This window comes from Bacillus sp. DE0042, assembly GCF_007680225.1.
In the GTDB taxonomy this organism is placed as follows: domain Bacteria; phylum Bacillota; class Bacilli; order Bacillales; family Bacillaceae_G; genus Bacillus_A; species Bacillus_A wiedmannii.
Window position 1 is genome coordinate 324054 of the sequence record NZ_VEJP01000007.1, and the last position, 23961, is coordinate 348014.

A 23961-nucleotide genomic window follows, 5' to 3' on the forward strand; every position below is an offset into this window, starting at 1 on the left:
TAGCCCTTTCCGTCTAAGAACCTTCCGCACGAGAAAGTAAAAAACACTTTCTGTGCGAAAGAACCTTAGCCTACGAGGCTAAACAGTCGGCTCCGCTTTTGGTTTGATCACGGGAAACGAGGGAATTGACCGAAGTCCGGACTGCGTTTTTCTTTAAACGCGTCGCGACCTTCTTTTGCTTCGTCAGTTGTGTAGTACAATAACGTTGCATCTCCAGCTAGTTGTTGAATACCAGCTAGACCGTCTGTGTCTGCGTTGAATGCAGCTTTTAGGAAACGAAGTGCCATTGGGCTGTTTGCTAAAATTTCTTGTGCCCATTGTACTGTTTCTGCTTCAAGCTCTTCTAATGGTACTACTGTGTTTACTAAGCCCATATCAAGCGCTTCTTGTGCGCTGTATTGACGGCATAGGTACCAAATTTCGCGAGCTTTCTTATGGCCTACCATACGAGCTAAGTAACCAGCTCCGTATCCACCGTCAAAGCTTCCTACTTTAGGACCTGTTTGTCCGAATACAGCGTTGTCTGCAGCGATTGTTAAGTCACATACGATATGAAGTACGTGTCCACCACCGATTGCATAACCTGCTACCATTGCAATAACTGGTTTAGGAATTGCGCGAATTAGACGTTGTAAGTCTAATACGTTTAAACGAGGGATTTGGTCGTCACCTACATATCCACCATGACCGCGAACTTTTTGGTCGCCGCCAGAACAGAATGCACGTCCACCTTCACCTGTTAAAATGATAACGCCAACATTTGCATCATCACGAGCGTGTGCAAAAGCGTTGATTAACTCCATTACCGTTTTAGGACGGAATGCGTTATGTACTTCAGGACGGTTAATCGAAATCTTTGCGATACCATTGTATGTTGAATAAATAATATCTTCGTAATTGCCTTCTTTTACCCATTCAATAGCCATTACAACTACCTCCTTGTATATTTTTGATCTCCTCTATAAGTGTAGCTTCCTTCTTAGATGAAAAAGCATCACTGCATAGTTTTTAGAAATCCCTTTACTATTGTATCAAACTTTTCCGGTTGTTCCACATGAATTGCATGGCCAGCACCATCAATTTTGACAAATTTCGCGTCAGATACGCATTTTTCGATGTTTTTTAATATGCGAAAGAACTTTTCATCATACTCCCCGTTCATTAAAAGAACAGGTATTTTTAAATTTTGCAGCTCGTTCCACCATGAAGGCTGAGCCCCTGTTCCCATGCCGCGCAAGCTATTTGCAAGTCCTTTTTGATTGTTAGCAAGTCGTTCTTTTCGCACTGCTTCTTGTACGTTTTGCGCTAAACATTTTTGCGTTTCAAACAGCGGAATATTTTCCCACATCGTTACAAAACTATTGATGCCTTCTCGCTCAATTTTATTGGCAAGTCTCTCATCTTTTTCACAGCGTTCTTTTCTAGCCTCTTCACTTTCAAGCCCAGCTGTACAATTTTCTAATAAAAGAGAATGTACATACTCTGGATATAGGCACGCCATCGTAATCGCCAGTCTACCGCCCATTGAATAGCCAAGTATGTGTGCTTTTTCAATATGAAGATAATCTAGTAGTTCTTTCATTTGTAGCGCCGCATTTCGAATATCATAATGAGTCACATCTTCAGGACTTTCCGTTTTTCCGTGCCCCACAATGTCTACTAAAATGACTTGAAACTGCTCGCTCCAAGAAGGAACGAAGGAACGCCACGTTTCCATGCTTCCCGTAAAACCATGAAGAAGTAGAAGTGGTTGCCCGCTTCCGACTACTTCATATTCATACGATACACCTTGCAGCGTTACGTTCATTTTGATTCACCTTGCAACGATGCAGTAATTACGTCCTGCGTTTTCGCCCACAATTTACGGTGCAATATTAAGTTTTCATCACGGTTCGTACAAATTTCTACAACGTGTAAACCTTCCGTCGTCGTTCCCTTTTGTACCTCTTCTCGAAATTGCTCCCAACCATTTACACGACTAAATGAACCGCCGTACATTTTGACAACATGCTCGTAATCAAGTCCAATTGGCGTTCCAAATAATGATTCGAAATGTTCCTTTTTCTCATATTGTGGTAAGAATGAGAAAATACCGCCACCATCATTGTTTACAACGACAATCGTTATATTTAATTCATGTAATTTTGCGGCTAATAATCCGTTTAAATCGTGATAAAATGATAAATCACCAATAACTAATACGAGCGGATCGCAAATAATGCTCGCTCCTAAAGCTGTCGAAATGATTCCATCAATCCCGTTTACACCACGGTTTGCCATCACTTGAATATTTTTATCCGATGTGAAGAAGAATGAATCTGTATCACGAATTGGCATACTATTACTCGCAAATAATGTTGCCCCTTCTGGTAGTACGCGGACGATATCCGTAATAACTTTCCCTTCAAATGCAGTTTCATATGTTTCCATTTCACGAAGCGTTTCCTTCGTTTTTTCGTTTATATGTTGCCACATTCCGAACCAATCATTCTTTTTCATAGCTGGTATTTTTTCTATTAGTGCCCTGCAAAATGCAATATCACTTGCCTGTACAACTTCTGTCGCAACGAGAGCTGGGTCTCTCCATTGGCCAGATTCTTCAACAACGATATGAACAGCTTTCGTCTGTTTTTTAATGAACTGCGTTAATGCTTTAGAAACAGGCATACCACCAAAGCGAATCATAACTTCTGGCTTCCACGTTTCTTTTAACAATTCATTTCGTAAAAATGTATCGTAACAGTCAATTACCATCGTTTTATCGTGATGTCCGCTACGAATGTTAGAAAGTGGATCCGCTAATATTGGATATCCCGTTTTTTCAGCTAGTTCTGCCGCAAACGCTGCGATTTCTGAATGACTATCATCTCCACAAATAATAAGCCCCTTTTCCATATGTGAAAGGCGCCCTACAAGAGAATCTACATATTCACTCGGCATCATCACGTTCCCTTGCTGAACTACTCCTGTATATTCCCCGCGTCCTTGATCCCATAAACTTTCTAATGAGAAATCTGGGATAAGCGGCTCGCGAACTGGAAAATTAAGATGAACAGGTCCTTGCGGCGCTAGAAGTGCGCTTGCTATCGTGCGCTGCGTCGTCATGCGAGCATAATGATACATCGCTTCACTCGCTTCTGGAAGTGCCATCTCTGTAAATTGCTTCACAAATGTACCGTATAAATTGAATTGATTCATCGCTTGTGGTGCACCAACATCTCTTAATTCATGCGGTCTATCTGCCGTTAAGACGATAAGCGGCACTCGTGAATGAAAAGCTTCACATACAGCTGGATAGTAGTTCGCTGCTGCCGTTCCTGACGTACATAATAATGCAACAGGACGTTTTTTCGCTTTTGCAATGCCGAGCGCAAAAAATCCTGCTGATCTTTCATCTACATGTAAATATGTGTTCATTCCTTCATGTTGTTCCATTAGTAGAGCAATCGGTGTTGACCGTGAGCCTGGACTAATGACAACATCACATACATTTAGACGCGTCAGTTCATCCACGAACGCGCCTAAATAATATGATAATGCTTCTATATGATTGTTCATTTCATTAATTCCTCCAAAGCACCAAGCATCGGTCTAAACTTCAAGCTTGTTTCTTCATATTCAAGTTGCGGTACTGAATCAATTACAATCCCGCACCCGGCAAATAAGGATGCTTTCGCACCATTTAATAATCCGCAGCGAAGTGCAACCGCAAATTCACCATTTCCTTCATCATCTATCCAGCCAATCGGTGCACCATATAACCCTCTGTCTAACAATTCAACATCACGAATCAGTTTCATCGCTTCCAAACGAGGTGTCCCGCCAAGAGCTGGTGTTGGGTGTAATTCTTCTACCATTGTTAAAAGACTCGCATCGCCTTTTGCCTCTACAGGCGTATATAAATGAATTAAGTTTTTCGTTGTTAATAAGCCCGGTCTTTCCGGAATATTAACGGATTCGCAGTGCTCATTGAGTACTCCTCGAATCATGTTCACAACATAACCGTGTTCAGCTAAATTCTTTTCATCATGAAGAAGCGCATTACTATTTCGTTTACTTTCTTCTATAGATTGACCATGACCAGTTGAACCAGCAAGACACATCGAAGTAAACCTCTCATCTTCTTTGCGAATTAATCTCTCTGGCGTCGCTCCTAAGAAACATGCTCCTTTATAATCAAAAGAAAATACGTAACAATCCGGTTGCCCAATGCGAAGCGCTTCTAAAACAAGAGCAGAATCAATATGATGATCCATTTCTACTTTTAGCTCCCTCGCTAATACAACCTTCTGCACGTTCCCCTGCTTCATCTCATCTTGCACTGTCTCAATGGCCTTCATCCAGCCTTTCGGATCTACTTCTACTTTAGAAGTAACTGTTAATTTCGATCCTTCTAGTGCACATTTACTCTCCCCAAAAATTTTCTCTTCTAAAGAAACAATTTCGTTATAAAGAGTTTCTGCACAATCAGTTGCTGAAACGAATGTATTCATTGTTAACCATGCGTTTTCATTTTTTACAGTTAATAAAAATGCTGGTAGTGAAAATGTCGTATCATCAAATTCTTTCCATAAGTCGGTTTTCTCTTTTTCTTGGTCAAATGAAAATCCACCAAATAAAAGAGGACCTGTTCCAAATTCGTATCTTCCTCTTTGTACAAATGCTTTCTCTTTTACTTTATCCCACTCGTCACGAGCCGTTTGAAAGCGTTTGTGAGAAGAAGTTGCTATAGTGAAAACAGAGCCAATTCCAGCAAATATTACATGCTGAGCTGGGTCTGCAAAATAACATCTATTTTCGAATGAGATCCTTTTTCCTGCTGCATAAAACAGAAGCGGATCTATCCAGTCTATTTGTTTTACGAAGCTAACCAATATTTTTTCATCAGTTGCACGCTTAATGGCTGCACTAAGAACTTCTTGCAAGCCTATTTGTTTCGTTTGAATCACAATTGTCTCCCCCCTATGGGCGAAAAATAGTCATAATTACGCTTGATTTTAAGATACACCTCAAACGAAAGGCCTGTCAACGTTTAGCATTTCTGAGAAATTCACCTTCTCTTCCTAGAAAATAAACGTTGACACTAAATGATGCTTTTTCTACACTTAGTTGTGTACAATATGTGACCAAAGGAGGATTCAACATGGAAATGAACGTCGAAACGAATTCCTCTCCTACGGCGCCAAAGCCAAGTAAGCAAACCGGCTGGCGCATTTGGTGGAGTTTACTACGTCCCCATACATTAACAGCAGCTTTCGTTCCTGTTTTCATCGGAACAGCCTATGCGATGCAGGTCGGAGGTATAAATCAAATACATCTCCCTCTTTTCCTTATGATGCTTCTCGCTTGTCTTCTCATTCAAGCAGCAACAAACATGTTTAATGAATACTTTGATTATAAAAGAGGACTCGATCACGAAGGGTCAGTTGGTATCGGCGGCGCTATCGTTCGCGATGGCATTCAGCCGAAAACAGTGCTTAACTTAGCATTTGGATTTTTCGGGATCGCAATACTATTAGGTGTGTATATTTGTATGAATTCTAGCTGGTGGCTTGCTGCAATCGGTCTTGTTTGTATGGCCGTTGCCTACCTTTATACAGGTGGCCCACTTCCAATTGCCTATACACCATTTGGAGAGTTAACAGCCGGATTATTTATGGGTGTCATTATTATTGGGATTTCATTCTTTATTCAAACTGGAACGGTAACATCAGAAGTCATTTTATTATCTATTCCAAGCTCCATTTTAATTGGTGCCATATTATTAGCTAATAACATTCGTGACTTAGATGGCGATAAAGAAAACGGTCGTAAAACGTTAGCAATTCTCGTCGGACGTGAAAGAGCCGTTGGTGTACTCGCTTCTATGTTCATCGTTTCTTATATTTGGACAATCGCTCTAATTATCGTGAACATCGTATCACCATGGATGCTTATCGTATTTTTAAGTGCACCGAAAGCATTGAAAGCGACGAAAGGCTTTATCGGTAAAAGTATTCCAATGGAAATGGTACCTGCGATGATTGCAACAGCAAAAACAAATACAATCTTCGGTCTCCTCATGGGAATCGGATTATTGCTTGGATATTTCCTATAAAGTGAAACTTTAATCAACTGCCCGTTAATGCGGGATAAAAAGGAGCTGCTGACGTGGCTCCTTTTTCATATACCAATTTCAGCTCATAATTCCCACCTCCAACGCTCATACTATGTAAAGAAACTGAATTGTAGGAAGGTGGACGACTATGTTAACTCCACAACAAATAAATCAATTTAAATCTATTTTAGAAAAACAACAGCAAGAAGTTGAACAAACAATACAAACTCATGAGAATACAGATCGTGCTTCTGAACGTGATTCAGTGGGAGAATTGTCTAGCTATGACAACCATCCAGGTGATATGGCTACAGAATTGTACGAACGTGAGAAAGATTTCGGACTCATCGAATTTTGGCATAAACAACTAGAAGATACGAAACATGCCCTGCAAAAAATTGAGGCTGGTACGTACGGTATTTGCGAAGTGTCTGGTGAGGAAATTCCGTTCGAAAGATTAGAAGCAATGCCGACTGCTACAACGTGTATACAGCACACTACAAATAAATTGGATATGAACACGCGACCAGTTGAAGAAGAGGTGTTGGCTCCTTCGTTTCATAAGCACGATGAAGGTCATTCTGTAGAGTACGATGCTGAAGATGCATGGCAAGACGTCGCAAATTACGGAACGTCTGAAACTCCATCTGATTTAGAAAGACAAGATTCCAAAAACTATAATGGCATGTACGTAAATAGTGAAGAGAATGTAGGCTTCGTTGAGGATTTTGAAAACTTTATTGGTACGGATATGTATGGCAAAAACCCACAAGTTTTCGCTACAGAGGAGCATGAAGAATATGAACAAATGCTCGATGACTTTGAAGAGCGTACTTTCAAAGGCGAACTATCTTCAAATGAGTCAAGTTCCAAAGAATAAAAAAAAGCATTCCGAAATTCGGAATGCTTTTTATCGCTAGCTAATTAGTTTTTTGTAACGTTAGCTGCTTGTGGTCCGCGGTTTCCATCAACGATTTCGAAAGAAACTTCTTGACCTTCTTCTAAAGTTTTGAAGCCGTCGCCTTGGATAGCTGAGAAATGTACGAATACGTCTTCTCCGCCTTCAACTTCGATGAAGCCAAAACCTTTTTCGCCGTTAAACCATTTAACTTTACCTGTTTGCATGTCATGTACCTCCTAAATAAAAATGAAACTATGAATCCACATGAAAAGGTGGATATAAAGGACATGAATGTATAACAAGCTTACAGCCTTTAATACAACGTGCTTTATTTCCGTACCACATTATGTAGCTCAATAGTGTTTTCACTATATCATGCTATGTCAAAAACGTCAAATGAGAACACTTTCAAACCATCGTTTTTTATAATCCTAGTATAACCTTAAATTTTCATTCTATTTTTATTCAAAAATTAACAAATCTACAGTATTCTAATTCCTTTGATTTTTGTACAATATAATTACTACATATGATGAGGTGAAAAAATGCAAGCACATGAAATCGAGTATAAATTATATGGCGATGATATGCAGTTTGTTGAAATTGAATTAGATCCAGAAGAAAGCGTTATTGCAGAAGCTGGCGCAATGATGATGATGGAAGATCATATCGAAATGGAAACCATTTTCGGTGATGGTTCTGGTCCATCTAGTGGGCTATTCGGTAAATTAATGGGCGCTGGTAAGCGTCTTGTTACAGGTGAAAGTATGTTTATGACTGTCTTTACAAATACAGGTCATGGCAAGCGCCACGTATCATTCGCCGCTCCTTATCCAGGAAAAATCATCCCTGTTGATTTAACACAATATCAAGGGAAAGTCGTTTGTCAAAAAGACGCGTTTCTTTGTGCAGCAAAGGGTGTTTCTATCGGAATTGAGTTTACGAAAAAAATTGGAACTGGTTTCTTCGGTGGTGAAGGTTTCATCATGCAGAAACTTGAAGGTGATGGACTCGCTTTCATGCATGCAGGAGGAACTGTATATAAGCGTGAATTAAAACCTGGCGAAAGACTTCGCATCGATACAGGTTGTCTCGTTGCCATGACAAAAGACGTTAACTACGATATTCAATTCGTTGGAAAAGTAAAAACAGCTCTATTTGGCGGTGAAGGTTTATTCTTCGCAACGTTAGAAGGTCCTGGAACGGTTTGGATTCAGTCCTTAACACTTAGCCGTTTAGCAGCACGCCTTACAAGCCCAGCAGCTCAAAACAGCGGTGAAGGCAGCGTTTTAGGCGGACTTGGACGTTTATTAGATGGAAAAGAGTAAACAGTGCCCTTATGGGGTGCTGTTTTATTTTGGCATGATTCGTCCATAAGTCGCTATAATTTCATCCACTAATTTATATACGCAATACAAACTATTTGCCCCCTCCAAAAGAATGAATCAAGTCCCTCACTGCATATATTGAACTATACCTTTTCTTAAGGAGGGCTTCCTTAATGCGTACTCCTTTATCCTTCGATAAAGATACTGCCATATTGTTAGCTTCTTGTTGTGAGTTAACGTATGAACAATATAAACAAAATGGGATTTTCGAAATACCGGATGGTTTTCAATATGTACAAGGCTTTCAAGGAAAAACCATTCACATGACAGATTGGTTCGGATTCATACTAGAATCTGAGGATACAATTATTGTAGCTTTTCGCGGGACACAAACAGATACAGACTGGATTATCGATTCACTCGTTAACCAAAAACCATATCCATATGCTTTAAACAGCGGAAATGTCCATAACGGCTTTCTTTCCATTTATGAATCTTGCCGAGATTCTATTATGGATATGCTCGTATCACTACCAGCCCATAAAAAACTTCTTGCAACAGGTCATAGCTTAGGCGGCGCGCTCGCCACACTACATATACTCGATGCGCGTATAAACACTGCCTTTGCACAGTACGGTCTTTATACATTTGCCTCTCCAAAAGTCGGAGATATTGCATTTCGCAATTATTATAAACTACAAGTAGCTAGTAGCTTTCGCTTCGTTAATCTATTTGATGTCGTTCCTCTTCTCCCTCCGCGCAATGTCCATTTTAATGACCAAGACTGGGAATATGCACACGTTCATCACAACATGACATTTACAAAAAACACAAAATCTATTACAAATAATCATGCCATGACAACATACAAAACATGTCTGACTTCTCATTTTTAACCAGGTAATGATTGGAAACCCTATATCCTTATACTATAATAATATATGAAGTTATTTTTGGATGAGGGGACCTTACATGCTAAAATTTATCTTTGCACTTTTTCTCATTGTAATTTTTACGTTTACAGGTTTCTTTACATTTTCATACTTTGCGACGGGAGAATATGGTGGAACAGGTATCATATATACCGCTATCCCATTTCTTTCTTAAGCAAAAAAAGAAAACCGAGCTTAATGAAATTAAGCTCGGTTTTTTAAGTGATTATATTCCTCTTTTAAAAGTGAATACACTTTAGCATCCCTATACGTATAATTCATTTTTACACTTTGTCTCCATGAGTAAAAGTCCCTTCAAAAGGGACTTTCACTTAATACTGTGTAACCGCATTACCAATACTCCAAATCTCATTACTATACTGTAAAATCGTTCGATCACTCGCAAAATGACCAGACTGTGCAATATTTAAAATCGACATTTCTAACCACTTCGTTCGGTTCTCATACGCTCTACCAACAGCTTCTTGCCTTTCCGCATATGGACCAAAATCTCGTAGAACGAAGTATTCATCATTTTGAATTACGAGAGAATCATAAATCGCTTCAAATTCAGCTCCCGAATGTGCAAAGAAACCACTCGTTAACTGATCTACTACTTTTTTAATATGCATATTGTGGTGATAATAATCACTTGCACGATATCCACCATTTTGATAGTAATGAAGAACCTCTTCCGCTGTTAAGCCAAAAATGAAACAGTTATCATCACCGACCCGGTCTTTTATTTCAACATTAGCTCCGTCTAACGTTCCGAGTGTAATCGCACCATTCATCATAAATTTCATATTCCCTGTTCCTGATGCTTCTTTACTCGCAGTTGAAATTTGCTCACTCACATCCGCAGCTGGGAATATATCTTCCGCTAAAGACACTCGATAGTTTTCTAGAAAGATAACTTTCATATATTGGCTTACGTACGGATCATTATTCACTTTCCTTGCGAGTTCATTGATTAATTTAATAATTTTTTTCGCATAGTAATAGCCAGGTGATGCTTTCGCTCCAAAGATAAAAGTACGCGGATAAAATGTAAAACTAGCATCCTCTTTCAAACGGTTATACAAATATAAAATATGAAGGACATTTAATAATTGTCGTTTGTAAGCATGTAGTCTTTTTACTTGCACATCAAAAATAGAATTAGGATCAATTGTAATCCCCATTTTATTATGAATACGCTCCGCTAAAATCTCTTTACGCTCTTGTTTTACCTCTGCAAATTTCTCTTGGAAACTCGCATCGTATTGAACTGTTTGCAGCGCTTGAAGCTTAATCGGTTCTTTCTTCCACTCTGTTCCAATCGCCTCTGAAATAAGGTTCGTCAGCTGCGGATTCGCCTTCATTAACCAACGTCTATGAGCGATTCCATTCGTTTTATTATTAAACTTATCTGGATAAAACTCATAAAACAATCGCATTTCACGTTGCTTTAAAATTTCCGTATGAATTTTTGCTACACCATTTATGCTATGGCTACCGACAATTGCTAAATGAGCCATTTTCACAAGATCATGCGCAATAATCGCCATCTCTTCAATACGATGCCATTCATATGGATAACGTTCCCAAAGTTCATGACAGAAACGTTCATTAATCTCTTCAATAATCATATAAATTCTCGGTAATAACGGTTTAAAAATGTGAATTGGCCACTTCTCAAGCGCTTCTGATAACGTCGTATGATTCGTATAAGAAATCGTTTGCGTTGTTATGTGCCAAGCTTCTTCCCATGCTAGTTTTTCTTCATCTAATAAAATACGCATCAGTTCTGGAATCGCCAAAACGGGATGTGTATCATTAATATGAATCGCAATTTTCTCATGTAATTGACGAAGGTCACCATATCTTTCTCTATGCATACGAACGATATTTTGCAAACTTGCTGATACGAGGAAATACTGTTGTTTCAAACGAAGTATTTTCCCCTCATCATGCGTATCATCTGGATATAAAAACTCCGATACCGCCTCTGTTTCACGCTTATATTTCAAAATATCTTTGCAATTTTGCGGGAAAGGAACTGGTTCAGCATTCCAAAGTCTGAGTGTATTTACAGTACTCGTTTCATAACCTACTACCGGAACGTCATATGGTACTGCCATAATCACTTCTGCATTCGTATGCCTAAACTCTAAACGCCCGTCAATGTATAGCGGTTCAACATTGCCGAAATAACTTACTTCTACAGCTTGATCATGCCTTCTTACTTCCCATACGTTTTCATGAAGAAGCCACTGTTCTGGAAATTCAACTTGATAACCATCAACAATTTTTTGATCAAATAAGCCGTGTTTGTAACGAATTCCACAGCCATGACCTGGTAAGTTTAAAGATGCAAGTGAATCAAGGAAACAGGCTGCTAATCGTCCAAGTCCACCATTTCCAAGACCTGCATCTGCTTCCACCTCTTCTAACTGTTGCAAAGAAATCCCAAGCTCAGAAAGTCCTTGCTCACATACATCCCTGATGCCTAAATTTAATATGTTACTTCCAAGCAAACGCCCAAGTAAAAACTCAATGGATAAGTAATACATTTGCTTTTGCTCTCCAGACCGATAACTTTCGTTCGTTGCAATCCATTGACTATTCATATACTCACGTACCATGTACCCAAGCGTATTGTATTGATCACGAGCTGTAGAGTCTTTAAAACTTTTACCATACATCGTCTCTAACTTTTCTAGAAAAGCTGATTTGAAACTTTCAACATGAGTAAACATTTCTTCACCACCTACATGTTATTCCATGAGACTTTTATACAATTTCTTATAGGCAAGAGCTGATTTCTCCCAGCTATAATCTTCAGTCATCGCTTGTTTTACAAGCTGCTCCCATACCGGTTTATCATGATAAAATTCAATTGCACGAAGAACCGTGTGCAACATGTCATGCGCATTAAAGTTCGTGAAACTGAAACCATTTCCTTCTCCAGTTTCTTCGTCATAAGATTGTACAGTATCATTTAATCCGCCTGTCTCTCTTACAATCGGAATTGTACCGTACGCTAATGCGATAAGTTGTCCAAGTCCACACGGTTCAAATAGTGATGGCATTAAGAATAAATCACTTCCCGCATACACTTGATGGGCTAGTTCTTCATTAAATCCGATATACACTTTTACCTTCTCAGGATACTCGTATGCCATCCACTCAAAGAATTGTTCATATTCAGAATCACCTGATCCTAAAATAATACATTGCACATCTTCCTCCATTATTTCGCGGAATACAGTACGTACTAAATCAAGACCTTTTTGCTTTGTTAATCTCGTTACCATCGAAATAATTGGTGTATCTTCTTTTTCTGGCAAACCAAAATAACGCTGCAATGCGCGTTTATTTTCATTCTTTTCCTCTAATGACTCTGCATCATACTGAGCAGTAATATACGAATCCGTTTCTGGATTATATACGCTCGTATCAATTCCATTTACGATGCCGCTAAGCTTACCATTATTTTTTCGTAACAATCCATCTAACTTCTCACCGAAAAACTCATATTGAATTTCCTCTTTGTATGTCGGGCTAACCGCTGTAATCTGATCAGAAGCGATAATTCCGCCCTTCATAAAGTTCACATTTCCATAAAACTCTAGCTGCTCACTATGAAAATATTCATCACCAAGTTCTAACAAGTCGTACATCACTTCAGGAGGAAATACACCTTGGAACTGCAAGTTATGAATCGTATACACCGTTTTAATATGCTCATATAATGGATTATCTTGATACTTTTCACGCAGTAAGAAATTCACCATAGCTGTATGCCAATCGTGGCTATGAAGAACATCCACTTCGAAATCAAGATGCGGAATACACTCTAAAACTGCTTTCGAAAAATAAGAAAAACGCTCTCCGTCATCATAATGACCATATAGAGAATCTCTCTTAAAATAATATTCATTATCTATTAAGTAATACGTAATCCCGTCTTGCTCACCTTTTAAAATTCCGCAATATTGATTTCTCCACCCAAGCGGGACGTTAATTACTTTATGTAACGTACATCCATCCCTTAATTTTTGCGGAATAAGACTATAATTTGGAAGTATAATGCGAACGTCCACACCTAATTTTTTCAGCTCTTTTGGGAGCGCACCTGCTACATCAGCTAATCCTCCCGATTTAACAAATGGTACACATTCTGATACTGCAAATAAAATATTCACTTGTTGTCCCACTGCACGAAAAGCTTATACGACTTCCCTTGCAGCTTCCTCCCTTCGAGTTTTCATTTGAATGAATGCTTTAATCAGTGGAGGAAAAACCCCCACTGATTCTTTTAAGAATAACTATTAATCGTACTGCTTTGAATACTTCCTTTTTCTACAACATATGGCTCATCGGCGTTTCCTTTTAGTACAACACCGTCACCAATTTTCACGTCTTTATCAATAATAACACCGTCTATTATACAGTTATCTCCAATTTTGCTCTTTTGCATAATAATGCTATTACGAACAATTGAACCTTTTCCGATTTTAACAGAACGGGAGATAACACTATTTTCTACTTCTCCTTCAATAATACTGCCGTTTGCAATCATTGTATTTTTCACGGCTGCACCCTTCAGGTAACGAGTTGGTGGTTCATCTTTTACTTTCGTAAAGATCGGTGCTTCTTTCTTAAATAATTGCTTCCAAATAGCAGGCTGCAAAATTTCTAAGCTATGTTTATAGTAGCTTTCAATCGAATCAATAATAGCTACATATCCTGTATGCTCATACGTAGCGATATGCAGTGATTTTCCGCGCTTTTCTCTCACTACATCAAATAAACTGTATTGCTCCACATCTTTATATGTCTCAAATAAATCTAACAATAATTGTTTCTTTAACACGTATGTTTGAAGCGAAACCCCTTCATGGCAAACTTCAGTAATATCAGCTGCCGTATGTATATGTCGCTCTAACACCGCTTGAAAATTTAATGCCGTTACGAGATGGCTATTCGTAATAACAACGTATTCTTCTCTAGCTCTTAAAAAATAATCAATATGTCTTCTAAAATGTGCAAAAGATCCAAATTCATCTTGGTCACATTGGCAATTTGGTGGGAATAAAAACAGTCCGTCTCTTTTTCTATCTAAATCCCACTGTTTTCCTGAACCAACATGGTCCATTAGTGAGCGGTTTTTATGACTTGTAAAAACCGCTACACTATGAATATTAGAATTCACCATATTTGAAAGCATGAAATCAATGAGTCGATAACGGCCCCCAAACGGTAACGCCGCTAATGAACGATGCCCTGTTACTTTCTTTAAGGAAGGAAAACTTCCCGTTGCATTAATAATTCCTAACATTTTTTCTCCCATTCATTCCATCCCCCTTTTCTATTTCCCTTCAGCAATTAGTACTACATCGTCGACATTTTTTTCTGGACGAATAATTGTTCCATCTTCAATAACCATTTCCGATCCAACGATGGCTCTTTCAATCACAACATTTTTACCAATCTTCGCTCCTGGCATAACGACAGAATCAATAACCATACTACCTTCTTCCACCGTTACCCCTTGGAATAACACAGAATGCTTCACGTCCCCTTCAATGACGCATCCTTCGTTAATAAGTGATTCTTCTACTTTTGCCTTTTCTGCAATATATTGAGGTGGCTCATTTGGATTCACAGAATAAATACGCCAATTACGATCGTTTAAATTCAACGATGTTTCATCGCGAAGTAAATCCATATTCGCTTCCCATAAGCTTTTCACCGTTCCAACATCTTTCCAATATCCTTCAAACGGATACGCCATCAGCTTTTTCCCTTCATCTAATAAAAGCGGAAGTACATCTTTTCCGAAATCATTACTAGATTCAGGATTTCTTGCATCCATCTCTAAATACTCTTTCAAAATTGCCCAGTTAAAAATATAAATTCCCATTGATGCAAGATTACTTCTTGGAAATTGCGGTTTCTCTTCAAATTCAACAATCTCCATCTCTTCGTTCGTATTCATAATACCGAAACGACTCGCTTCATCCCACGGCACTTCAATAACAGAAATCGAAACATCCGCTTCTTTCTCAATATGGTAATCTAGCATTTTACTGTAATCCATTTTATAAATGTGGTCGCCTGATAAAATCAGAACATACTCTGGTTCATACTGACTTAAATAGTTTAAGTTTTGATAAATGGCACTTGCTGTACCTGTATACCACTTCACACCTGAAGACTCCGCATAAGGAGGTAACACTGTGACTCCACCGCTTACTCGGTCTAAATCCCAAGCATTGCCGATTCCGATATAATTATGAAGTTCGAGTGGTTGATATTGCGTCAAAATCCCAACCGTTTCAATACCAGAATTCGCACAGTTACTTAGCGTAAAATCAATAATGCGATATTTACCACCAAATGGAACAGCTGGCTTGGCTAAATTTTTTGTTAATGCACTTAATCGACTACCTTTTCCCCCTGCTAGTAACATTGCTACGCACTTTTGCTTTTGAGCCATCTTGTTTTTTGCTCCCCTTTCTCGTCTTCACTGGTCGTAATATGGATACGCCAAATGGTGGAATTGTAATTTCTACATGTGCCGCTTGATTATGATACGGTTCTTGAATCGTCTTGAGACGTTTCTTATTCACTTGCCCCGAGCCGCCATATTGCTCAGCGTCACTGTTTAAAATCTCGTTATAATACTCGAAATCTGGCAAACCTACTTTATAGTTTTCATATGTAGCTTTCGTAAAATTACATACAACAACTAACGCATCTTCTTGTTTATCCCCTTGGCGGATAAACGAGAAAATACTTTGCTCATGATTATTAGCATCTATCCACTGAAATCCTTCAGGTGAATGATCAAGCTGCCAAAGTGGTTTGGAGCGCTTATACAATGCTATGAGCTCTTTAAAGTAATCATGCATATAACGATGCATTTCAAAATCATGTAAATTCCAATCTAAATCTTCAAGGTCTTTCCACTCATCAAACTGCCCGAATTCTCCACCCATAAAGAGTAATTTCTTACCTGGATGAGTAAAGAAATATCCATATAATAAACGAAGTTGAGCAAACTTATCCCAGTAATCTCCTGGCATTTTATTTAATAACGACTTTTTCCCATGAACGACTTCATCATGAGAAAGCGGTAATATGAAATTTTCAGAGTAAGCATATATTAAAGAGAACGTCATTTTCTCATGAATATACTTCCTATACTCAGGCGCACACTCCATATATTTCAGCACATCATTCATCCAGCCCATATTCCATTTGTAATTGAACCCAAGCCCACCTTCATACGTTGGAGCTGTTACAAGTGGCCAAGCTGTTGAATCTTCTGCTGTCATAAGAAAATCTTCATCTTCTGCAAACACCGCTTCATTTAACTCTCGTAAAAATGAAACAGCGTACTCATTACTTTGCTCTTGTCCTTCTTTATTCCAGTACAGCATATTCGCAACTGCATCCACCCTGAAACCGTCAATGTGGAAATACTTCATCCAAAATAACGCATTTGAAATTAAGAAATTACGTACTTCCCTCTTCCCTAAATCAAAATTAACAGTTCCCCATACTAGGTTTTCTTGTACATCTATATCTTTATATTCATAAGTCGGTGTCCCATCAAACAAATATAAACCGTGAGCATCTTTACAAAAATGCCCCGGCACCCAATCTAAAATGACACCGATTCCATATTTATGACATTCATCGACAAAATACATCAAATCATGTGGCGTGCCGAATCTACTTGTCGTTGCATAATATCCCGTCCCTTGATATCCCCAAGAACGATCATATGGATGCTCAACAAGCGGCATAATTTCAATATGTGTAAATTGATGTTCCACCACATACGGAATGAGCTCCTCGGCCATTTCTCTATAAGAATATAGAGCGCCATCTTCTTTCTTTTTCCAAGAGCCGAAATGTAATTCATAAACTGTCATCGCTTCTTTATAAATCGATTTTTTCTTTCTCTTACGAATCCAGTTTTTATCATTCCATTCATATCCCTCTATATCAAAAACTACAGATGCCGTATTTGGTCTTACTTCTGCATATACTGCGTAAGGATCTGCTTTTAAAATAACGTCACCATCCATCGTTTCAATCGCATACTTATAAATCTCATTCTCTTCAATATGCGGTACAAACAAGGACCAAATCCCCTCTTCTGTCACTTGTAGCATCTTATGTTGCTCATAATCCCATTCATTAAAATCTCCAACAACACTCATTGCTTTCGCATGAGGAGCCCATACTGTGAATCGTACACCTCGCATCCCATCTTCCGTCACAATATGTGCCCCAAAGATGTTATAACTGTCATAGTACTTTTCTGTATGAAACTCATCTCGTTTCACTTCTTCACAATTTATTACATCCAATATGTTCACCTCACTAAGATGACAGAAATTTTTTACTCTTTATCATTTCTGCGAAAAACTGAAATATCCTTGTTATTTTTTAAAAAATATTCGTTTTTTTCTTTAATTTCGCTTAAAATATTCAAATTTACTGTGTAAAATATCGAATTTTGACGAATATTCATTGTAAACGCTTCATTTCCTACAAGTCTTTCATCCTATTATTTATTTCTCAACCTTTATTTCATTAGATTTATCCTATTTTACTCGCTATTTATCACTTAAAATCGCAACAAAATAATCTGTCATAAAAAAATGTTTCTCAACATTTTTTGTCACAATTTATTTGAAATGGAAAATTCATAAGCATATACTTGTTCTCAATAAAGAACTACGAACTGTCGCAAATATAATTCATACTGAAACACTATGTTTACTCTATCCATGCTCCAGGCGAAAGTTTGATAAAAAATTAAATTAGGGGGCTTCTCGGTTAGTCGCTACTTTTGATAGCTAACGAATTTGTCCTAGGACAGCCGAGCTAACACCCTTGTTCCAAAGGTATTTACGCTATCGCTAGCTAATAGGCGTATGGCTTCTCTTTTAATATTAATAGCTGCGTTATAGTCGCGACTTATTGTTAGTCCACAAGAACACTCATACGTGCGTTCAGATAGTAGCATATCTTTTCTGTTTCCACAATTACTACACATCTTTGTAGAAGGAAACCACCCATCTACTTTTACAAGCTGTTTTCCTTGTTCTTGTAGCTTATATGCTAAAAATGTCGTGAACATCCTCCAACCGTTATCTGCTACACTCTTACCAAAGCGAAGTGCTCGTGACATTCCTTTCATATGTAAGTCTTCGATTGCTACAACATCAAAGTTCTTAGCTAATTCTTTAGACTTATGATGAAGGAAATTTTTACGTTGATTGGCGACTTTTTCATGCAACTTCGCTACACAAATGCGCTGTTTATTCCAGCGCACTGAGCCTTTCACACGTCTTGCTAATACTCGTTGTGCCTTTGCTAATCGATTCAGCATCTGACGATAAAAGCGAGGATAATTGGCTTTCTCATCTTCGCTACTCACATACAATTCGGCCATTGCGAAGTCTAATCCAACTACACTTTCTACTTCTTTCTGAACAATTTCCTTTTCATATTCAGTTAAAACAGACACATAATACTTACCAGTTGATGTCAGCGAAATCGTGCATGATTTAATGATATGGTTTTGCGGTATCTCTCTATGTTGTTTCAATCGCACTAATTTCAATTCCGGTAGTTTGATATAACCATGAAATAACATAATATTTCCGTTTACTCTATTTGTTGTATAGGATTTTCTACTCTTTTTACTTTTGAATGTAGGAAAATCACTTTGACCACTAAAAAAATTCTTATACGCAGTTTGCAAGTTTAATTGAGCGTTAGCCCATGCTAATGAATCGACTTCTTTCAACCATTCATACTTCACCTTGTATTTCGCAGGAGTAGGGAATTTTTGTTTCTTTAGTTCTTCCTTGTTCTCTTTGTATTTTTCGTATACTTTTTTCCGTTCAGCTAGCATTTTGTTATATACAAAGCGTACACACCCAAAAGTTTTACGTATCAGATTTGCTTGTTCTTCTGTTGGATACAGACGAAATTTGTACGCCTTATTATGCTTTGTCATATTAATTCATCTCACTTTTCGCCTTGATTTCCCATAAACTGTTTTACTTTATCTACGGCGAGCCACCAAAGGTGATAACACAACATGAACACTGAGTTACTATTATTTAATTTCATCGTTATACCAAAAGTCTCCTCTTATAAGGCTGATTATATCAGAGGCAAAATAAATAGGAAAACTAAATCAAACCGAAATTATCGCTAGCAACTATGGTAAAAAAGGAGTATCTGTAAAAGGCGGCGATCTTAATAACGACGGCATTGTCGATGAAAAAGACATTCGCTTCGTTGAAAAGAACTTCTTGAAAAAAGGTCCAGATGCATCTAAATCACAAACACCTGTTGAAAAATCAAAAAGCGGTACACTAGCAGATATTTTAAAGAAATTAGGATTAACGCCTAAAAAATAATAATAAAGAGCACTCTATATAAAGTAGAGTGCTCTTTTCTATAAACGACCCTTATCCAGCAAAAGGGGTATATTGGGGATATACAAGGGAAAACGGAAAAGGAATTTATAGTGAACTACTCGCCACTTAGCAAAGCTTGAAGTGGGAGCTTCTCAGTTCCACGACGAAAGTAACCTTTCGTCTCCCTGAGCGTTACTTCGGGGCGTTCAACCCCTAGATGTCCAACGATTGGACGCTCTCTTTATACGGTTGATATTTTACGCAGGAACCGAATGGCTTGGTTTTCGCACGCTATTTTCTTCCTGCAACCTTCTATATCAAGTTATCAAAGAACTTCATATAGCTAGTTTATCAAAAGTTTTTGGCTATGCCAAACCGAAATTCATCTCCCACCTATCACTGGGCTATCGCCCTTCACGCGCCTCTGGAAAGAGAATTCTTTCGGTAAATCCTTTAAATTATATAAAAACTCAGAGGTAGGAAGCAGTTTCCCGCCTCTGAATTATTTAGCAATTATTATAGTACTGGTGCCATTGTTTCTTTTAATACTTTTACAGAATGAGCGAATTTCGCTTTTTCATCTTCATTTAGCTCAAGTTCTACGATCTCACGTACACCTTCGCGGTTAATAACAGCTGGAACACCTACGAAAGCATCTTTCTCACCATATTGTCCTTCAAGATATGCAGATACAGTTAATACGCTGTTCTCGTTGCTTAAGATTGCTTTAGTTACACGAAGTAGTGACATACCGATTCCGTAGTAAGTTGCACCTTTACGCTCGATGATATGGTAAGCTGCATCACGTACGTTTTCGAAGATTTTATCTAAGTCTTCTTGTTTGTACTGTTCGTTGTTAGCTAAGATTGTTTCTAGTTTTTGTACACCGATAGTAGCATGGCTCCATACTGGAAGTTCAGTGTCACCGTGTTCACCAACGATGTAAGCATGAACGTTACGTGGATCTACATCTAAGTAGTCACCTAACATGTAACGGAAACGAGCAGAGTCTAAAGTAGTACCAGAACCGATTACGCGCTCTTTTGGTAGACCAGATTCTTTCCAAGTTACGTAAGTTAAAATATCTACTGGGTTAGTTGCGATTAAGAAGATTCCATCGAATCCGCTATCCATAATACCGCGAACGATTTGTTTAAAGATTTTTGTGTTTTTCTCAACTAAATCTAAACGAGTTTCACCTGGCTTTTGTGGTAATCCAGCAGTGATAACTACTAAATCTGCATCTTTACAATCTGCATAGCTACCGCTCCAAACTTTTGTTGGTGATGGAGAGAATGGTACCGCATGGCTTAAGTCCATTGCTTCCCCTTCTGCTTTTGCTTCATTAACATCTACAAGTACGAATTCTTCAGCTACACCTTGGTTGATCATTGAGTAAGCGTAACTACAACCTACAGCTCCTGTTCCTACTAATACTACACGATTGATACCTTTTTTCATGTTAATTTCCCCTCTCTATTGTTCACATATATTTTTTTATGATTGTTTAAGTAATTAATTAAAATACTAATTTAATGTTGTTTAACTTCTTTACATTCATATTGTAGCACGTATTATTGTGAATTACTTCACAAATTATGACCTAATTGTGAACTTTTTCACATAGAGTGTAAAGTTGATGGAATAGGTGTGGAATCCATACCAAATTAGGTGTTTTCTTTAGATTGTGAAAGGGATTTTCTTATGTTTTTTGTCGGTAAGTGAAATTATATCGGCGATTTTTTAAATATATCGACCGTAACTCCAAATATATCAGCAATTTTTGCAATATATCGACTTACCGACAAAGCCCGACAATGATGACAGCATAAAAAACGCCATCCTTTCTGTATATTTCTACAAAAAGAATAGCGTTTTTTGATTATATGGATACAAATTTATCTTAGCTGGATAGCGATATTTTTTCCATACACGTCAAGTTAACATACCATCACTTATTAACAGTCAATAGACATGGAAACCTAGCAAAGCTCTTCAATTATTGTAGCAACACAGTCGTTTTCAAATCTTCAGCACCTCCATTTTTTAATGTATCATTTTGACCACTAAGATACGTAGGTTCGATTGTTAAGGATTTTGGAGGATTATCCATTGGTGGAAGAGCTAAAACAATATGGTGTCCGTATAGTCCCGTGCTACCAACTTGCAAGCTGACTCCTTCGTAGATTTTTCCTTTATCATCAGTGACAGTATAATCAAGTGCTGGCCACCTATCATTAGCTTCCATTTCTTTTGGATAATCAAAGGTCAAATCAATCCTCGTTGAAAGTGGAGAAAAGGTCACTTGATCTACTGTTAATGCATACAGATTATCTTTCGTTAATGTTTTTATATTAGGAGTGAATTTACGAATCTCATCTTCAACTTTTGTAAGAGGAAATGCTACGTTCCATGTTCCTATTTGTCCAAATAAATCTTTCCCCTGGACGGAAACATCAATTTTATCACCAAATTCACCGTAATTAGCCAGAGTAAATTCATGCTGCTCAATAATAGTGTTTTGTCCTTTTGACTTCTGTGAAGTAGAACCAATTGCAGCTCTGACTTCTTTCCCATTAATGGTTACATAACTAAATCCAGCTTTCTCTTCATTACTTTTGGAAATAGGGTTTTCTCCTTTGTATTCCACCGTGACCACTAAACGTCCACCATCGTAAACAGCCTCTTTCACATTCATCGTTAAACCACTATGGTTATCTTGTCTCTCAATTGATGTAGCAAGCTCATCCTTTTCAATTTTATCAGAAGCAATATCATTAAATTGTGCATAAATGGAGCCTATAACTGGAACACTCGATAATGTCTTTGCCATAGTAGGAGAAATGAATCCAGAACCTAAGAGAGAAACAGATATTCCACAAGCAACAAGACTAGAATACTTCATTGTATTTTTTCTACGGTATTGATTTTTCTTAGCTTGAAGCACGGCTGTTTTTTCTCTTTGAATTAACCTATCTTCTGGTATAGGAATATCATTGATATGGTGATTAAATTCTTCTTTATTCATAACTATATCCCTCCTTTAAAATGGGGCGTAAGGCTTGCTTTGCTCGATGTAATTGAGATTTTACGGTTCCTTCTGGAGAATTAAGAATCTCAGCAATTTCCTTAATAGATAAATCGTGATAATACCTTAATACAATAATAGTTTTGTAAGTAGGATCTAAGAAATTAAATGCCTCGATTAAATCCAACGATTGCTCTAATTTATTCATGCTCTCTTCTGCACATAAATTAGAAAACATTTCATCATTCGCAACAAATTGTCTAGAGGATTTTCTTACAAAATCAATGGATTTAAAAACAAGAATTTTAGTAATCCAACTTTGAAATTTCTCCGGCTTTTTTAACTTTCTCAATGAAAGATATGCTTCATAAATTGTTTCTTGGTATATATCCAGTGCATCTTGTTCATTTCTTACATAAGAATAAGCTGTTCGATATAGTTTTGGGCGAACAAAAGTAATAAGTTGTTCAAATGCTTGATCATTTCCTCTTGTCGCTTGTTTTACTAGATAGGCTATGTCCATTTTTATTTCTTCCTCCCTTTACTAATATAGTCGAATGAGAGAATAAAAAGGTTGCAAAAATAAGTGTATATATAAATCTCCTACAACTTATTGCAATGATTACTATCAAGCACTAATGCCACAAGAAATCCAAAAAAAAAAGCAGACTATCAAAAGTCCACTTTTACACAACAAAAAAGAGATAGCAGATTATGCTATCTCTTTTAGTATGACCCGTACGGGATTCGAACCCGTGTTACCGCCGTGAAAGGGCGGTGTCTTAACCACTTGACCAACGGGCCAATTCTGGCAGAGAAGAAGGGATTCGAACCCTCGCACCGCGTTCGCGATCTACTCCCTTAGCAGGGGAGCCCCTTGAGCCACTTGGGTACTTCTCTATAATATGGCTCCGCAGGTAGGACTCGAACCTACGACCGATCGGTTAACAGCCGATAGCTCTACCACTGAGCTACTGCGGAATAATTATGGTGGGCCTAAATGGACTCGAACCATCGACCTCACGCTTATCAGGCGTGCGCTCTAACCAGCTGAGCTATAGGCCCATAATTGAAAAGCGGGTGAAGAGAATCGAACTCTCGACCAGAGCTTGGAAGGCTCTTGTTTTACCACTAAACTACACCCGCATTAAATTGTAAATGGTGAGCCATGAAGGATTCGAACCTTCGACCCTCTGATTAAAAGTCAGATGCTCTACCAACTGAGCTAATGGC

General features: G+C 38.1%; 19 protein-coding genes, 5 tRNA genes and 1 pseudogene. 6 read left to right on the plus strand and 19 right to left on the minus strand.

Features of this window, described 5'->3' with window-relative positions; genetic code table 11:
• Positions 1 to 107: 107 nt before the first annotated feature.
• From menB to FS802_RS24355, 4 genes are all read right to left on the minus strand, one after another.
• A complete protein-coding gene (gene menB / locus FS802_RS24340) occupies positions 108 to 926 on the minus strand; it encodes a 1,4-dihydroxy-2-naphthoyl-CoA synthase (RefSeq protein ID WP_000963888.1) in 819 nt (272 codons plus the stop codon).
• Positions 927 to 994: 68 nt separating this feature from the next.
• The gene (gene menH, locus FS802_RS24345; RefSeq protein ID WP_098708244.1) at positions 995 to 1807 is read right to left on the minus strand and encodes a 2-succinyl-6-hydroxy-2,4-cyclohexadiene-1-carboxylate synthase; all 813 of its coding nucleotides are present in this window, start codon (positions 1805 to 1807) and stop codon (positions 995 to 997) included.
• Complete coding sequence (gene menD / locus FS802_RS24350) at positions 1804 to 3558, minus strand: 2-succinyl-5-enolpyruvyl-6-hydroxy-3-cyclohexene-1-carboxylic-acid synthase (RefSeq protein ID WP_001059225.1); 1755 nt, start codon at positions 3556 to 3558, stop codon at positions 1804 to 1806. The genes menH and menD overlap by 4 nt, the downstream gene beginning before the upstream one ends.
• Positions 3555 to 4949: an isochorismate synthase gene (locus tag FS802_RS24355; protein WP_144525522.1), complete on the minus strand. Its 1395-nt coding sequence runs from the start codon at positions 4947 to 4949 to the stop codon at positions 3555 to 3557. The genes menD and FS802_RS24355 overlap by 4 nt, the downstream gene beginning before the upstream one ends.
• Before the next feature lie 194 nt (positions 4950 to 5143).
• Between FS802_RS24355 and FS802_RS24360 the strand changes: the two genes are divergently transcribed.
• Positions 5144 to 6097 carry a 1,4-dihydroxy-2-naphthoate polyprenyltransferase gene (locus FS802_RS24360; protein WP_000425755.1) on the plus strand — a complete coding sequence of 318 codons (954 nt, stop codon included), beginning with the start codon at positions 5144 to 5146 and terminating at the stop codon, positions 6095 to 6097.
• A gap of 148 nt (positions 6098 to 6245) precedes the next feature.
• Entirely contained in the window at positions 6246 to 6977 is a 732-nt protein-coding gene (locus tag FS802_RS24365; protein ID WP_144525524.1) for a yteA family sporulation protein, read from the plus strand.
• A gap of 44 nt (positions 6978 to 7021) precedes the next feature.
• On the opposite strand, the gene cspD is transcribed toward FS802_RS24365, so the two are convergent.
• On the minus strand, positions 7022 to 7222 hold the full coding sequence (gene cspD / locus FS802_RS24370; protein ID WP_001193051.1) for a cold-shock protein CspD: 201 nt from the start codon (positions 7220 to 7222) through the stop codon (positions 7022 to 7024).
• Positions 7223 to 7543: 321 nt separating this feature from the next.
• On the opposite strand from cspD, the gene FS802_RS24375 reads away from it, so the two are divergent.
• From FS802_RS24375 to FS802_RS31780, 3 genes are all read left to right on the plus strand, one after another.
• Positions 7544 to 8326 (plus strand): TIGR00266 family protein, encoded by a 783-nt coding sequence (locus FS802_RS24375; RefSeq protein WP_001147831.1) that lies wholly within the window; start codon positions 7544 to 7546, stop codon positions 8324 to 8326.
• A gap of 173 nt (positions 8327 to 8499) precedes the next feature.
• Positions 8500 to 9222 (plus strand): lipase family protein, encoded by a 723-nt coding sequence (locus FS802_RS24380; RefSeq protein ID WP_001260115.1) that lies wholly within the window; start codon positions 8500 to 8502, stop codon positions 9220 to 9222.
• A gap of 76 nt (positions 9223 to 9298) precedes the next feature.
• Positions 9299 to 9433: a hypothetical protein gene (locus FS802_RS31780; RefSeq protein ID WP_000911073.1), complete on the plus strand. Its 135-nt coding sequence runs from the start codon at positions 9299 to 9301 to the stop codon at positions 9431 to 9433.
• A gap of 157 nt (positions 9434 to 9590) precedes the next feature.
• Here the strand turns inward: FS802_RS31780 and glgP are convergent, their stop codons facing one another.
• The 6 genes from glgP to FS802_RS24415 form a co-directional block, all read right to left on the minus strand.
• Positions 9591 to 11999: a glycogen phosphorylase gene (glgP, locus tag FS802_RS24390; RefSeq protein ID WP_098654827.1), complete on the minus strand. Its 2409-nt coding sequence runs from the start codon at positions 11997 to 11999 to the stop codon at positions 9591 to 9593.
• 18 nt (positions 12000 to 12017) lie between these two features.
• On the minus strand, positions 12018 to 13448 hold the full coding sequence (gene glgA, locus FS802_RS24395; RefSeq protein ID WP_002203738.1) for a glycogen synthase GlgA: 1431 nt from the start codon (positions 13446 to 13448) through the stop codon (positions 12018 to 12020).
• 113 nt (positions 13449 to 13561) lie between these two features.
• Positions 13562 to 14596 (minus strand): glucose-1-phosphate adenylyltransferase subunit GlgD, encoded by a 1035-nt coding sequence (gene glgD / locus FS802_RS24400; RefSeq protein WP_000504143.1) that lies wholly within the window; start codon positions 14594 to 14596, stop codon positions 13562 to 13564.
• Positions 14597 to 14614: 18 nt separating this feature from the next.
• Positions 14615 to 15745, minus strand: a complete 1131-nt coding sequence (glgC, locus tag FS802_RS24405; RefSeq protein ID WP_000057613.1) for a glucose-1-phosphate adenylyltransferase — start codon at positions 15743 to 15745, stop codon at positions 14615 to 14617.
• On the minus strand, positions 15693 to 17630 hold the full coding sequence (gene glgB, locus FS802_RS24410; RefSeq protein ID WP_144525526.1) for a 1,4-alpha-glucan branching protein GlgB: 1938 nt from the start codon (positions 17628 to 17630) through the stop codon (positions 15693 to 15695). Before glgB ends, glgC begins: the two co-directional genes overlap by 53 nt.
• A gap of 506 nt (positions 17631 to 18136) precedes the next feature.
• On the minus strand, positions 18137 to 19291 hold the full coding sequence (locus FS802_RS24415) for an RNA-guided endonuclease TnpB family protein (protein WP_144525528.1): 1155 nt from the start codon (positions 19289 to 19291) through the stop codon (positions 18137 to 18139).
• Positions 19292 to 19469: 178 nt separating this feature from the next.
• Between FS802_RS24415 and FS802_RS24420 the strand changes: the two are divergent.
• Positions 19470 to 19700, plus strand: a pseudogene (locus tag FS802_RS24420) (hypothetical protein); the annotation flags it as partial.
• Positions 19701 to 20216: 516 nt separating this feature from the next.
• Here the strand turns inward: FS802_RS24420 and FS802_RS24430 are convergent.
• The 8 genes from FS802_RS24430 to FS802_RS24465 form a co-directional block, all read right to left on the minus strand.
• A complete protein-coding gene (locus tag FS802_RS24430) occupies positions 20217 to 21161 on the minus strand; it encodes an L-lactate dehydrogenase (protein ID WP_000715344.1) in 945 nt (314 codons plus the stop codon).
• Positions 21162 to 21699: 538 nt separating this feature from the next.
• Positions 21700 to 22728 (minus strand): DUF4179 domain-containing protein, encoded by a 1029-nt coding sequence (locus FS802_RS24435; RefSeq protein ID WP_098708243.1) that lies wholly within the window; start codon positions 22726 to 22728, stop codon positions 21700 to 21702.
• Entirely contained in the window at positions 22721 to 23251 is a 531-nt protein-coding gene (locus tag FS802_RS24440; RefSeq protein WP_000350286.1) for a sigma-70 family RNA polymerase sigma factor, read from the minus strand. The genes FS802_RS24435 and FS802_RS24440 overlap by 8 nt, the downstream gene beginning before the upstream one ends.
• Before the next feature lie 209 nt (positions 23252 to 23460).
• Positions 23461 to 23532: transfer RNA gene (locus FS802_RS24445), tRNA-Glu, on the minus strand.
• 5 nt (positions 23533 to 23537) lie between these two features.
• Positions 23538 to 23628 (minus strand) — tRNA-Ser (locus FS802_RS24450).
• A 6-nt stretch (positions 23629 to 23634) separates the two neighbouring features.
• Positions 23635 to 23709: transfer RNA gene (locus FS802_RS24455), tRNA-Asn, on the minus strand.
• Between the two features lie 7 nt (positions 23710 to 23716).
• Positions 23717 to 23793: transfer RNA gene (locus FS802_RS24460), tRNA-Ile, on the minus strand.
• A 10-nt stretch (positions 23794 to 23803) separates the two neighbouring features.
• A tRNA-Gly gene (locus FS802_RS24465) sits at positions 23804 to 23874 on the minus strand.
• Between the last annotated feature and the right edge of the window lie 87 nt (positions 23875 to 23961).

Bases quoted from the DNA above. Each gene is read 5' to 3' on its own strand.
- FS802_RS24375 (WP_001147831.1), top strand. From the start codon at position 7,544: ATGCAAGCACATGAAATCGAGTATAAATTATATGGCGATGATATGCAG.
- FS802_RS24380 (WP_001260115.1), top strand. From the start codon at position 8,500: ATGCGTACTCCTTTATCCTTCGATAAAGATACTGCCATATTGTTAGCT.
- FS802_RS24430 (WP_000715344.1), bottom strand. From the start codon at position 21,161: ATGAAAAAAGGTATCAATCGTGTAGTATTAGTAGGAACAGGAGCTGTA.
- FS802_RS24365 (WP_144525524.1), top strand. From the start codon at position 6,246: ATGTTAACTCCACAACAAATAAATCAATTTAAATCTATTTTAGAAAAA.
- FS802_RS31780 (WP_000911073.1), top strand. From the start codon at position 9,299: ATGCTAAAATTTATCTTTGCACTTTTTCTCATTGTAATTTTTACGTTT.
- menH (WP_098708244.1), bottom strand. From the start codon at position 1,807: ATGAACGTAACGCTGCAAGGTGTATCGTATGAATATGAAGTAGTCGGA.
- FS802_RS24360 (WP_000425755.1), top strand. From the start codon at position 5,144: ATGGAAATGAACGTCGAAACGAATTCCTCTCCTACGGCGCCAAAGCCA.
- glgC (WP_000057613.1), bottom strand. From the start codon at position 15,745: ATGGCTCAAAAGCAAAAGTGCGTAGCAATGTTACTAGCAGGGGGAAAA.
- menB (WP_000963888.1), bottom strand. From the start codon at position 926: ATGGCTATTGAATGGGTAAAAGAAGGCAATTACGAAGATATTATTTAT.
- menD (WP_001059225.1), bottom strand. From the start codon at position 3,558: ATGAACAATCATATAGAAGCATTATCATATTATTTAGGCGCGTTCGTG.
- FS802_RS24440 (WP_000350286.1), bottom strand. From the start codon at position 23,251: ATGGACATAGCCTATCTAGTAAAACAAGCGACAAGAGGAAATGATCAA.
- FS802_RS24415 (WP_144525528.1), bottom strand. From the start codon at position 19,291: ATGACAAAGCATAATAAGGCGTACAAATTTCGTCTGTATCCAACAGAA.
- glgD (WP_000504143.1), bottom strand. From the start codon at position 14,596: ATGGGAGAAAAAATGTTAGGAATTATTAATGCAACGGGAAGTTTTCCT.
- FS802_RS24435 (WP_098708243.1), bottom strand. From the start codon at position 22,728: ATGAATAAAGAAGAATTTAATCACCATATCAATGATATTCCTATACCA.
- glgP (WP_098654827.1), bottom strand. From the start codon at position 11,999: ATGTTTACTCATGTTGAAAGTTTCAAATCAGCTTTTCTAGAAAAGTTA.
- cspD (WP_001193051.1), bottom strand. From the start codon at position 7,222: ATGCAAACAGGTAAAGTTAAATGGTTTAACGGCGAAAAAGGTTTTGGC.